The organism is Micromonospora parva, from assembly GCF_000718515.1.
Taxonomy (GTDB): domain Bacteria; phylum Actinomycetota; class Actinomycetes; order Mycobacteriales; family Micromonosporaceae; genus Micromonospora; species Micromonospora parva.
Window position 1 is genome coordinate 1 of the sequence record NZ_JNZS01000043.1, and the last position, 11,867, is coordinate 11,867.

The following is an 11,867-nucleotide window of genomic DNA, read 5'->3' on the forward strand; positions in this document are numbered from 1 at the left end:
TGGGGGTAGCTCCTTCGGGGGTAGGAACACCCGAACCGCCAAAGGGGGGAACGGCGGCGGGGTGTGAGCACCTCGTCCGGCGCTGCACAAACAAACGGGAAAAGTCTCAGGGGTCGGCGACTTCACGGGCGCGGGGGCTCGTGGCGCCGGGGTCCAGGTGTAACGACCGGGCGGCCGGGGTCATTCCCCGGTGGCCCAACCTGCCGGCACCCCCATCACAGCGGTGCCTGCGGTCGATCGTCCCCGGCCCGGCCACGATTCCCGCCTGCGCGTGCGCCCGGCCACCACCCACAAACACCCACAACCCGACACACCACCCACACAACCACGGCCCCACGGCACCGAACCGGCCCGCACGCCCGTGATCCACTCGGGTTCCCGGAAACCGGGGCATCCGGGACGCCAGGACACCCCGACTTCATGAAACCCGAGTCGATCACGCATCGTCTGACGACCTCGGCTGGCGCATAACCGGACAAACATCGCGGCGAGCAAGGTCGGGTGGGTTCGTCTGCGATAGCGCGATGGGATCAGCCTGAGCGACACCGGCCCGGGTGGGCGTTACCCTGACACCATGCAGGCCGTCTCCCCCACCGCGACCGGCGTGGCGTTTCTGGCCCGCCCGGGTCGTCCCGCTGTGGTGGCGCGGACGCTCGCCGAGCTGGCCGGTCCCACTCGGGGTGTGGTGGAGCTGCCGGTGCGGCTGATGTGGAACGCCGAGCGCACCTTCGACCTCGGCGACCCCGACCAGCTGCTCTGGATGTACGAGAACGTGCTTCGCGAGACCACCCGGGCCGAGGATCTGCGCTCCCTGATCAACGGGCGGACGTTGCGCCGGGTGTGGCGACTGCTCAACCTGCCTCGGGGCGTACGCCAGGCGTGGGAGAGCCGGCACCGCGGCCTGCGTACGGCGTGACCGAACCGCATCTGCACGAGTTCTACCGGGAGGTGGCCCGGGTGGCGCTGTCCGCCGCCGGGCCGTACCGGTTCGTGCTGGGTGGTGGGGTGGCGTGGGCGGCGCACGGTCTGGTCGCCCGACCGACGGAGGACGTCGACCTCTTCGCGGACGTGGAGGGTGCCGCGGCGGCGGCGTCCGCCGGGGTGCGCGTGGCTCTGGAGCGGGCCGGGTTCCTCGTCACTGACGCCGACCCGGACAGTGAGCTGGCCGAGCTGTTCGACGGGTACGAGCAGGACATGAAGGACTTCGTGGTGAGCCGCGACGGACGGCAGATCCGGCTCAGCCTGGCCCGGTTGGACCGCCAGCAGAGCCCGGTGGTGATGGACCTCGGCCCGGTGATGGACGTCCGTGACCTGGTGGCGAACAAGATCGCGGCGTTGGTCAACCGGCGGGAGGTTCGCGACTTCATCGACGTGGCCGCGGCTCTCGACCACTATGACGTTACCGAGCTGTTGGTGCTGGCCCGTCAGGTCGATCCCGCGCTGGACCCGGACGACGTCCGCGCCGCTGGCCGCTACCTGGACCGGCTCTCCGACCAGCGCTTCGGCCGGTACGGCCTGGGCGCCGCCGAGGTCGCCGAGATTCGACAACGCTTCGCCAGCTGGCCGCGTTAACCCCACGCCCGACCGCACCGCACCATCGGTGCGCACCACCCGACCACGCCCGATGAGCCGGTTCGCGGGAGCGTGCGGGGCACTGAGCCAGCACGGCCGGTGGCCCCGGCACACCACAGCGCCGGGTGGGCGCCCGCACGACGCCCACCCGGGTGGGTCATCACTTGGTCGGTCGACCGCCGGTGACGCCCAGGATCTCGCCGGTGACGTAGCTCGACTCCTGCGAGGCGAAGAAGACGTACGCGGGTGCCAGCTCGGCCGGCTGCCCGGGGCGTCCCTCGGGGGTGTCGGTGCCGAACTGTTCCACCTTCTCCTTCGGCATGGTGGCCGGGATCAGCGGCGTCCACACCGGACCGGGAGCGACAGCGTTGACCCGGATGCCCTGCTCGGCCAGGTCGGCGGCGAGGGCCTTGGTGAAGTCGGCGATCCCCGCCTTCGTGGTGGCGTAGTCCAGCAACTGCGGCGACGGGTCGAACGCCTGGATCGACGACGTGTTGATGATCGCCGCCCCTTCGGCCAGGTGCGGGATGGCGGCCTTGCAGAGCCAGAACATCGCGTACAGGTTGGTCTTGAACACCCGGTCGAACTGCTCGGTGCTGATCCCGAGGATGCCCTTGTCCTGCGACATCTGGTACGCCGCGTTGTTGACCAGGATGTCGAGGCCACCCAGGTCCCGCACCGCCCGGTCGACCAGTTCCTGGCAGTGCGCCTCGTCGGTGATGTCGCCACGTACCGCGATGCCTCGGCGCCCGGCGGCCTCGATCAGCCGGACGGTCTCCCGGGCGTCGGCGTCCTCCTCCTCGCCAAGGTAGGAGATGAGGACGTCCGCGCCCTCCCGGGCGAAGGCGATCGCGACCGCCCGGCCGATCCCGGAGTCACCGCCGGTGATCAGTGCCCGCTTGCCGTCGAGTTTGCCGCTGCCCCGGTACGACTCCTCCCCGTGGTCCGGCTTGGGGGTCATCTCCGCGGTCGCGCCCGGCGCCGACTGCTGCTGTGCGGGTTGGCCGGACTGCTGGCCGTACTGGCTGGTCGGGTCCTGCTGGGTGTGCTGGTCCTCGCTCACTGCTGCCATCTCCTCGTCGCGCGCGGGAGGTGGGGCTCTCCCGCGAATGTCGTCGTGATGGCCCTACCCTGCGTCGGCCTGCGGAAACCGTTGCAGCTGTCGGGGCTGGCGTGGCGGGAGTGTCAGCTGCTGGTTATGGTGCGCAAGGCGCTCACGAGGCGCGTCCACCCCCATGGAAAGGCACGTCATGACCTCTGGATCCGGCCCGTCGCGCCGCCAGGTGCTCGTCGCCGCGGCGGCGGCGGCGACCACCCCGCTGATCGCCGCCGCGCCCGCGCAGGCGGCCGGCCCGGCCCGGCCGCGCACCTGGGACCTCACCCTCCTGGGCACGTCGGACACGCACGGCAACGTCTACAACTGGGATTACTACCGCGACGCCGAGTACGACGACAGCAAGCAGAACGACATCGGTGTTGCGAAGCTGGCGACCCTGATCAACCAGATCCGTCGGGAGCGGCGCGGCAAGGCGACGCTCGTGCTCGACGCCGGCGACACGATTCAGGGCACGCCCCTCGCGACGTACTACGCCAAGCAGGAGCCGATCACCGCCACCGGGGAGAAGCACCCGATGGCCCGGGCGATGAACGTCATCGACTACGACGCGGTGACCCTGGGCAACCACGAGTTCAACTACGGTCTGCCGCTGCTGGACCTGTGGATCCGCCAGCTCGGCTTCCCCGCGCTCGCCGCGAACGCCGTCAACGCGAAGACCGGCAAGCCGTCCTTCCTGCCGTACGTCATCAAGAAGGTCTCCCTCGGTTTCGCCGCGCCGACCCTGCGCGTCGGCATCCTGGGGCTGACCAACCCCGGCGTGGCCATCTGGGACAAGGGCAACGTCGAGGGCAAGCTGCGCTTCGACGACATGATCGCGACCGCCGCGAAGTGGGTGCCGATCATGCGGGCCCGCGGCGCGGACCTGGTGCTGATCTCCGCGCACGGCGGTGACAGCGGCACCTCCAGCTACGGCCCGGAGCTGCCGAACGAGAACCCGGTGGCGCTGATCGCCCAGCAGGTGCCGGGAATCGACGCGATCCTCTTCGGCCACGCGCACAACGAGGTGGTCGAGCGGTTCGTCACCAACGAGCGGACCGGCGCGCAGGTGCTGCTCTCCGAGCCGTCGAAGTGGGGCCAGCGGCTCACCCGCATGGACTTCACCCTGGCCCGCGAGCGTGGTCGGTGGACGATCACCAAGAAGGCCGCCACCATGCTGAACACCAACACGGTGGTCGAGGACCCGAAGGTGCTCGCGGCCGTGCGGGCCCAACACCAGAAGACCATCGCGTACGTCAACCAGGTGGTCGCGCAGTCGACGGTGGAGCTGTCGGCGGCCGAGTCGCGGTACAAGGACACGCCCATCCTGGACTTCATCAACCACGTGCAGACCGAGGTGGTCGGCGCGGCGCTGGCCGGCACCGCGTACGCGGACCTGCCGGTGCTGTCGATCGCGGCGCCGTTCAGCCGCACGGCCGTCTTCCCCGCCGGCGACGTCAAGATTCGCGACGTGGCCGGCCTGTACGTGTACGACAACACCCTCGAGGCGGTGGTGCTCAGCGGGGCCGAGGTGCGCGCGTACCTGGAGTACTCGGCGAAGTACTTCCGCACCCTGGCGCCGGGCGCGCCGGTCGACCCGGAGCAGATCAGTGACCCGGCCGTGCCGGACTACAACTACGACGTCTTCTCCGGCGTCGACTACGACATCGACATCTCCAAGCCGGTCGGGCAGCGCATCACCCGCCTGGTGCTGGCCGGCACCGACACGCCGGTGGCCGACAACGCCCAGTTCGTGGTGGCGGTGAACAACTACCGGCGCAGCGGCGGCGGCAACTTCCCCGGCATCGTGAAGACCCAGGTCTACAACGCGCAGCAGGAGATCCGCCAGCTGCTCATCGACTGGGCGCAGGCCAAGGGGACGATCGACCCGGCCGACTTCTTCCAGCCCAACTGGCGGCTGGTACGCGAGGGCGTGCCGGTCTTCTGACCTCAGCGCAGCATCGACGGGCCGTGGGTGGCGACACCCGCGGCCCGTTGTGCGTTGTCAGCCGGCGTGGCGCAGGTCCCAGTGGACCGGGTCGTCCCACACGTCGGGCCGATCGCTTCGTGACTCGGTTTCGGTCAGCTCGACCCGCTGATCGGGGCGGGCGGCGAGCGGCAACTGCCCGAACCGTACGTGGCGCAGGAACGCGTACTCGTCGTCGGTGAACGGCTGCTCGGTCATCGGCACCTCCTGACTCCCCTGCGATTGTCCGACGCCCAGCCCGTTGGACACCAGTGGCGGGGCGCACGTCGCATAGGGCATCCTAGGATCCTGGGTGAATAGCGGGTGCCCGGCGGGGGGCGGGTAACCGATCCAGCACCGCGAGGGCTGCCCGGATGGGGCGGCGGCGCAGCATCTCGTCGAAGCTCGCCCGACCCTGGCAGAACTGCACGAACATCCGCCAGCCCGGCGGGGTCGCCAACAGGGCGTGGAACACATCCGGGCGGCGGGTGAACACGTCGAGCAGCCGGAACCCCGCCCGCATCTCCGGCAGCAGACGCTCGGCCACCGCCCGCTCGTACCCCGCCAGATCACCGCCCGCGACCGCCGCCCCGGCCAACGCACCGGACCGCAACGCGAAGCTGATGCCCTCCCGGCTCCACGGCTCCAACAGCCCCGCCGCGTCCCCCACGACCAGCACCCGGCCGTTGCGCAACGGTGAATCCTCCGCACGGCACCGGGTCAGGTGACCGGAGTCGTGCTCCGCCGGCAACCCGGTCAGACCCAACCGGTCGACGAACCGCCGCAGGTATTCACGGGTCCCCTCCCCCGCGCCGCGACCGGCGATCACACCGACGGTCAGCCGGTCACCCTTGGGAAAGACCCAGGCGTACGAGCCCGGCATGGCACCCCAGTCCAGCAGCAGCCGACCCCGCCACCGCTCCTGCTCGACGGGCGGCACTGGAAGCTCCACCTCCAGACCCAGATCCACCTGCTGGTACCGAACCCCGACATGCCGGCCGGTCACCCCCGACGAGCCGTCCGCCCCGATCACGGCACGAGCCGCGATCGTCGTACCGTCGGCCAGCCGCAGGCGTACCCCATCAGGGTCCTGCTCGATAGCGCGGACCGCGACCCGCTCCCGCATCTCGGCCCCGGCGGCGACCGCCGCGGCCCGCAGCCGGTCGTCGAACTCCTCGCGGCGCACCATCGTCACCACCGGACTGTCGTTGCGGCGAGTGAACTCCCGTCCGCCGTCGCGGGTGAACGTCACCCGGTCCACCCGGTCGTGCGCGGGCACCTCGATCCGACCCTCGACGGCCGCCAGCGAGGTGCCGATCAGACCACCACCGCAGGTCTTGTACCGCGGGTGCGCGGCCCGCTCGACAACAAGTGTGGAAACGCCCGCACGGGCGGCGGCGTGCGCCGCGGACAGCCCGGCGGGGCCAGCGCCGACAACGACGAGGTCCCAAACGATCACGGAAGCAGCCTAGGGCACCACCGACGCGCGACCGGCCGACCCGCCCGCCGTCGCGACCGCCCGATCGGGTGCGCATCTTCGGTCACCGAGGGGGTAACCGGCGCACGGCAACCGCCACCGCAGTGGCGGCCGAGCGAAGGAGGAACCATGCAGCAGGTGCCACTGTCGGAGGCCGAGCAACGGGTGTACCAGGCGGTCACCACCCTTGAGGCACGCGGGCAGGTGCCCTACCCGGACCTGATCGCCGAGGAATCCGGACTCACCGAGGAACAGGTGAGCAGCCCCCTGCACCTGCTCACCGAGAAGGGCCTGCTGCACCGCGAGGACTCACCGATGGCCGGCCTCGACTTCGGCCCCCGGTTCTGCGCCCGCCAGATGGCGTGACCCACGGAACCAGCCGGCACGGTTCGCCCCCCGCCGACCCGGGTAGCGGTCAACCATGCGTGACCAAGGGCCGACGGGGGGCACGATGAACGCGGCGCAGCCGCCGCAGCCGGTCACCCCGGCCGAGAACCGACGACGCTGGCAGGCCGTCGGCGTCGGACTCGTCGCCGCGTTCATGACCCTGCTCGACGTGAGCATCGTCAACGTCGCGGTGCCGTCCATCGACCGGGCGTTGCACGCCTCACCGAGCGACCTGCAGTGGGTTCTCTCCGGGTACGCGCTCACCTTCGGCCTGGCGCTGGTGCCCGCCGGCCGCTTCGGCGACGCCCGCGGGCGGCGCAACGCGTTCGTCTTCGGCATCGCGCTGTTCACCATCACCAGCGCGCTCGCCGGCCTCGCCACCTCCCCCACCTGGCTGGTCATCACCCGACTGCTGCAGGGCGCCGCGGCCGGCGTCGTCAACCCGCAGGTCATCGGGCTGATCCAGCAGCTGTTCCGGGGGCCCGAACGCGCCCGCCCGTTCGGGCTGCTCGGCGCCACCATCGGCATCTCCACCGCCGTCGGGCCGCTACTCGGCGGGTTGCTCATCGCCGTCGGCGGCGAGGAGCACGGCTGGCGCTGGGTCTTCTTCGTCAACGTGCCCGTCGGTGTTCTCGCGGTGATCCTCGGCTGGCGGTTGCTGCCCGGTCGGCCCACCGGTCAACCCGGCTGGCGTCGACTCGACCCCGTCGGCGTCCTGCTGCTCGGCATCGGCGTGGTGCTGGTCCTGCTGCCACTGGTGCAGGAACAGCAGTGGCGCACCCCCTGGAAGTGGGCGCTCATCCCGGCCGGCCTGGCGGTGCTGGTCGCCTTCGGGCTCTGGGAACGACGGTACGCGCGCCGCAACCAACCCCTGTTCGACCTTCGACTGTTCAACCTCCAGTCGTACACCCTGGGCTCGATCCTGGCGCTCGTCTACTTCGGCGGGTTCACCGCGATCTTCTTCATCTTCACCCTGTTCCTGCAGATGGGTCTCGGCTACAGCGCCCTCGTCGCCGGCCTGGCCATCACCCCCTTCGCCCTGGGTTCGGCCGCCGCCGCCGTACTCGGTGGCCGCATCGTCAACCGCTTCGGCCGACCACTGGTCGCCATCGGCCTGCTCACCGTGGTGGTCGGGCTGGCCGCGACGGTCATCGCGCTGCACCTCGCACCGCACGCCCCGGCACCGTGGGTCACCGCCGGCCCGCTGCTCGTCGCCGGCATCGGCAGCGGACTCGTGATCGCCCCCAACCAGACGATCACCCTCTCCGAAGTGCCGGTAGATCAGGCGGGCAGCGGCGCGGGCATGCTCCAGACCGGTCAGCGGATCGGCGCGGCGGCCGGCATCGCCGCCGTCGGCTCACTGTTCTTCTCGTCGTTGGCCGACAGCCGCGGCGACTGGACCACCGCCTTCGAACAGTCCCTCATGCTGGCTACCGGCATCATCGTGCTCGCGCTGATCGCCGCGCTGATCGACATCTGGCGCAACCACAACCACAAGAACTGACCGGGGTACGCCGCTGGCCCGGTGGTGCGGGTGTGCTGGTGGTCAGCTGTTCCAGTGCTGGGCGACGAGGTCGGTGGCCTGCTGCTCCCACTGGGCGTAGGCGTCCGGGTACGCCGAGACCTGCACGGTCTGCGCGGCCACGGTCAGTGGCATGTCCTGCCACCCGTCGACCTGCTTGAGGCCCTTGAGGAACGCGGTCGTGGAGTACTCGGGGTCGGTGATCTGCTCCGGGGTACCCCAACCACTGGACGGGCGCTGCTGGAACAGGCCCAGCGAGTCATGGTCGTTCTTGTCGCCGAGGTGGCCCAGGTTTTCCAGCTTGGACTCCTGCAGGCTCGTCGCGATCGAGATCACCGCGGCGCGCTCGGGCAGGCCGGCCTTCTTCGTCGCGGCGATGATCGCCTTGACGTTGGCCGTCTGCTCGTCGTTGAGGGTGATGTGCGACTGGTCGCCCTGCGGCTTCGGCGCCTGCACCGCCACCGCGGCGGGCCGGCGGCCTGCGAGCGGGGGGCCGGGGTCATTCCGGGGGTGGCCCGACCCGTCGGCACCCACGGGGAGGCGATGCCTGCGGTCGATCGTGGGGGTCACAACGACCGGGCGGCCGGGGTCATTCCGGGGTGGCCCAGCCCGTCGGCAGCCACGGGGAGGCGGTGCCTGCGGTCGATCGCGGGGACCATAACGACCGGGGGGCCGGGGTCATTCCGGGTGGCCCAACCTGTCGGCACCCCCATCACGGCGGTGCCTGCGGTCGATCGTGGGGGTCATAACGACCGGGTGCCGGCGGGCATTCCACCCTGCCGGACCTCGGATCCCGCGCCCGTGAAACCGGGCGGCGGGAGGTGGTGCTGTGATCGTCAGGATGTGTAACGACCCCGGCCCGGCCACGATTCCCGCCTGCGCGTGCGCCCGGCCACCACCCACAAACACCCACAACCCGACACACCACCCCCATCGGGAACGACCCGCCGGCGAGCCGGGCGGCACGGTCGGGCTGGTGCAAAGCGGACACGCCGACCCTTGGGGCAGAACGCCATCATCAGCGCCTCCCCGGCGGACCGCCTCCCGTCTCGCCGGGAGCCGTACCTGGCGGCGCAGAGGTCACAACCCGCACCAGACCAGGCCGAGATCACAACCCGCACCAGACCAGGCCGAGATCACGACCCGCGCCAGACCCAGCCGAGGGCACGACCCGTGCCAGACCCAGCCGAGGGCACGACCCGTGCCAGACCCGGCCGAGGGCACGACCCGCACCAGACGAGGCCGAGGTCGGGAGTCGCGCCGGACAACGCGGAGGTCGGGAGCCGTACCAGGTGGCGGGGTTTTTCTGGACGGGCTGGCGCCCGTCGGAGTGTTCCGACGGGCGCCAGCTTCCGTGCGATCCGGGCGCAGCCCGGTGGGGTTGATCAGTGCGCCGCACCACCGAAGCGCTGGCGGCGACGCCAGGCCAGGGTCAGCAGGAGCATGACCGCTCCGGCGCCGACCAGGCCGCCGCCGAGCTTCATGGGTGTGCCGAGGCTGTCACCCGTGACGGGCAGCGGCTGCTTCTTGTGCAACACCCGCAGCTCGGTGCTGGCGGTCCGGCCGGACTCCCGACCGGTGGCGGTGAAGGTCAGCAGACCTGTCACCGACGGCTTGTAGCTCTTGGTGAAGCGACCCTGGGCGTTGGTGAACGCCGTGAAGTTCAGGGGCGCGCTCGCCTGGTACGCCACCGGGGTCATGGCCACGGTGCTGCCGTCGCTCCGGCGAGCCGGAGCCTGACCGCCGGCCGGTGCGGCCAGCGGGGTCACCGTCACGGAGATGTCGACCGTCTCGTTCGGGCCGAAGCCGGTGCCGGTCAACAACACCGTCTCGCCGAGGAAGATCGTCGGCCGGTTGACGGTCAGCGAAGCGGCTGCCGGCGGGTACGGCGGCGGCTGGGGCGGGTCAGTGGTCGCGCTGGGCGTCGGCTGCGGCTGTGCCGCCCCCGCTGCCGTCGGCACGGCCACCACGGCCAGGCCGACCGTGAGCGCCATGATGATGCGGGATAGCCGCATGATTGGTTCCCTCCTACTGGTCACAGCTTGGTGCGGAATGAACTTGGGTGGTCCAGGGGCTGGCGGTGGGGGTCAGCCACAGCTCGGCCTGCCCGACGCCGGTCTTGGCGGTCAGCACGGTGACCTCCAGCGCCCGTTCGGCACCGGGGCCGACGTCCACGCTGGCCGTCGCCACCTGGCGGCGGCGTTCGGTGCCGCTGCCAAGTGCCGTCTCGACCCCGTCGAGCCGGGCCTCGAGCACCGCTCCACCGGCCGGGCTGAAGATCGACACCAACGTGCGTGCGGTGTACGGATCGCCTGCCAGGCCGAGGCCGAGGACCGACTCGGTGAGTCCGGACTTCGGCGCCGTCGAGCGGAGGGTCACCCGCAGCCGGAGCTCGCGGCGGCCGTCGGGCCGGCATTCGCCGACCGTCAGGTTCGCCGTCGGCCGCAGGTAGTAGCCGAGCTTCGCGCCGCTGCCGTCGTTGAGGAACACGCCGACAGTTGGCACGGTGTCCTGCTCCGGGAGCGTTCCGGCCATCCGGCTGTCGCCGAATGTCCGCTGCTCCTCAGGTCGGGCACTCCAGAACAATATCCGGCGTTCCGTGATAGCACGGTCAAATGCGGACAACAACACCTTCGGGTTGACATTCTTCTTGAAAAAGGCGTCGAAGACCGCTGCCGCCGACGCCGCGAAGAACTCGTCCTGCTGTTTCAGGTCCAGCCGCTGGTAGCTGTCGTTGAGCAGCGTCTGCACGACCTTCTCGCTGGCGAGCGGCACACCACCGGGCACGAGCACCGGGCCGGTCGCCTTGAGCAGATAGGACAGCACCACCGGGTCGACGGCGAGCACGCCGTCGACTGTGGTGCCGGTCTTGCGGCGGAACATCTCGCGGTACAGCGTGGCGGCGGTCGGGAAGTGCGGAGACAGGTTGACGTCGGCGGGGTAGATGCCGGGCAGGTCGGTCCAGAGGGCGCGGGTTTCGGTGGGCACCTTCAACGCCGGGACGAACCGACCGAGCGAGGCGCTGCTGCCCTGCTTGCCCATCTTCACTGCGCCGTTCTCGGCCTCGATCATCGCGTACGCGCCGAACATGCCGCCGGTCGCGCGGAGTTCGGCGAGGTTCTGCGAGACGAGCAGGTAGCGACGAGGGCCGTTCGCGCCGAGCAGCGGCGGCAACAGACGGGCTCCCTGGTCGGCGGCCGTGGTGAGGCTGGCCAGCCGGCCGATCTCGTCACGCAGGTCGGTCAGCGCCTGCCGAATCTGGCTGACCAGCCGGTCGGCGGGCACCGCGGCCAGATCCCGGCGGGTGCGCTGCACCGACTCGTTCACCCGGGTCAGCTCGCCGGAGACGGTGGTGAGCCGGGCCAGGTCCAGCCGGCCGCCGGTCGGCACCAGGCTGGTCAGGTCCGTGCGGAGCAGGGTCGGGAACGCCTGCCGGGCCAGGTCGTCGATGGCGATGGCGATCCGGCGGACGGCGTCGAGGTCGTCGCCGGCGATCGGCGTACGGCGGCCGAGTTGCCAGCTCGGGTCGGTGGTCGCGGCGCGGGCCGCACCGGCCTGCTCCTGGAGCGCGGCGAGGGTCCGCAGCGCCCGGGCACTGTCCCCACCGACCACCTGGGCGCTCAACTCCCGGGCCAGTCCGGCGGCGTTGAGCAGGTGGGCGCGCGCCTGCCAACCGCGGAAGCCGATCCATCCGCCGGTCGCCAGCAGCAGCGAGCCGACTACCAGGACGCCGAGAAGGGCCCGGCGCAGTCGGGCACGCCGACGACGCCGGGACCGGCTCCGTCGCCGGGTCGGTCGATCGCTCACCGTCACACCACACTCCTGTTCACGGAACCGGACAGAAGGTCGA

Annotated in this window: 11 protein-coding genes; 5 read left to right on the forward strand and 6 right to left on the reverse strand. The window is 71.0% G+C overall.

Annotated elements, in window-relative coordinates; all coding sequences use genetic code 11:
- The first annotated feature begins 574 nt into the window (after positions 1 to 574).
- Positions 575 to 916, forward strand: coding sequence for a hypothetical protein (locus IF22_RS0131665; protein ID WP_030338026.1), 342 nt, complete (start codon positions 575 to 577; stop codon positions 914 to 916).
- The gene (locus tag IF22_RS0131670) at positions 913 to 1,572 is read left to right on the forward strand and encodes a nucleotidyl transferase AbiEii/AbiGii toxin family protein (RefSeq protein ID WP_036412771.1); all 660 of its coding nucleotides are present in this window, start codon (positions 913 to 915) and stop codon (positions 1,570 to 1,572) included. The genes IF22_RS0131665 and IF22_RS0131670 overlap by 4 nt, the downstream gene beginning before the upstream one ends.
- A 160-nt stretch (positions 1,573 to 1,732) precedes the next feature.
- Here the strand turns inward: IF22_RS0131670 and IF22_RS0131675 are convergent, their stop codons facing one another.
- The gene (locus IF22_RS0131675) at positions 1,733 to 2,635 is read right to left on the reverse strand and encodes an SDR family oxidoreductase (RefSeq protein ID WP_030338028.1); all 903 of its coding nucleotides are present in this window, start codon (positions 2,633 to 2,635) and stop codon (positions 1,733 to 1,735) included.
- 187 nt (positions 2,636 to 2,822) lie between these two features.
- Here IF22_RS0131675 and IF22_RS0131680 point away from each other — a divergent pair, with 187 nt between their 5' ends.
- Positions 2,823 to 4,613 (forward strand): bifunctional metallophosphatase/5'-nucleotidase, encoded by a 1,791-nt coding sequence (locus IF22_RS0131680; RefSeq protein ID WP_030338029.1) that lies wholly within the window; start codon positions 2,823 to 2,825, stop codon positions 4,611 to 4,613.
- A gap of 57 nt (positions 4,614 to 4,670) precedes the next feature.
- On the opposite strand, the gene IF22_RS0131685 is transcribed toward IF22_RS0131680, so the two are convergent.
- On the reverse strand, positions 4,671 to 4,931 hold the full coding sequence (locus IF22_RS0131685; RefSeq protein ID WP_245233798.1) for a hypothetical protein: 261 nt from the start codon (positions 4,929 to 4,931) through the stop codon (positions 4,671 to 4,673).
- Between the two features lies 1 nt (position 4,932).
- Complete coding sequence (locus tag IF22_RS0131690) at positions 4,933 to 6,090, reverse strand: geranylgeranyl reductase family protein (protein ID WP_030338031.1); 1,158 nt, start codon at positions 6,088 to 6,090, stop codon at positions 4,933 to 4,935.
- A gap of 147 nt (positions 6,091 to 6,237) precedes the next feature.
- Here IF22_RS0131690 and IF22_RS0131695 point away from each other — a divergent pair, with 147 nt between their 5' ends.
- On the forward strand, positions 6,238 to 6,474 hold the full coding sequence (locus IF22_RS0131695; protein ID WP_030338032.1) for a hypothetical protein: 237 nt from the start codon (positions 6,238 to 6,240) through the stop codon (positions 6,472 to 6,474).
- 85 nt (positions 6,475 to 6,559) lie between these two features.
- Positions 6,560 to 7,999 (forward strand): MFS transporter, encoded by a 1,440-nt coding sequence (locus IF22_RS0131700; protein ID WP_030338033.1) that lies wholly within the window; start codon positions 6,560 to 6,562, stop codon positions 7,997 to 7,999.
- 42 nt (positions 8,000 to 8,041) lie between these two features.
- Here the strand turns inward: IF22_RS0131700 and IF22_RS0131705 are convergent, their stop codons facing one another.
- From IF22_RS0131705 to IF22_RS0131715, 3 genes are all read right to left on the reverse strand, one after another.
- Positions 8,042 to 8,551, reverse strand: a complete 510-nt coding sequence (locus tag IF22_RS0131705) for a hypothetical protein (RefSeq protein ID WP_051708907.1) — start codon at positions 8,549 to 8,551, stop codon at positions 8,042 to 8,044.
- 851 nt (positions 8,552 to 9,402) lie between these two features.
- Positions 9,403 to 10,032 carry a hypothetical protein gene (locus IF22_RS0131710; RefSeq protein WP_030338035.1) on the reverse strand — a complete coding sequence of 210 codons (630 nt, stop codon included), beginning with the start codon at positions 10,030 to 10,032 and terminating at the stop codon, positions 9,403 to 9,405.
- 13 nt (positions 10,033 to 10,045) lie between these two features.
- The gene (locus tag IF22_RS0131715; protein ID WP_245233799.1) at positions 10,046 to 11,824 is read right to left on the reverse strand and encodes a DUF4012 domain-containing protein; all 1,779 of its coding nucleotides are present in this window, start codon (positions 11,822 to 11,824) and stop codon (positions 10,046 to 10,048) included.
- Positions 11,825 to 11,867 lie beyond the last annotated feature (43 nt).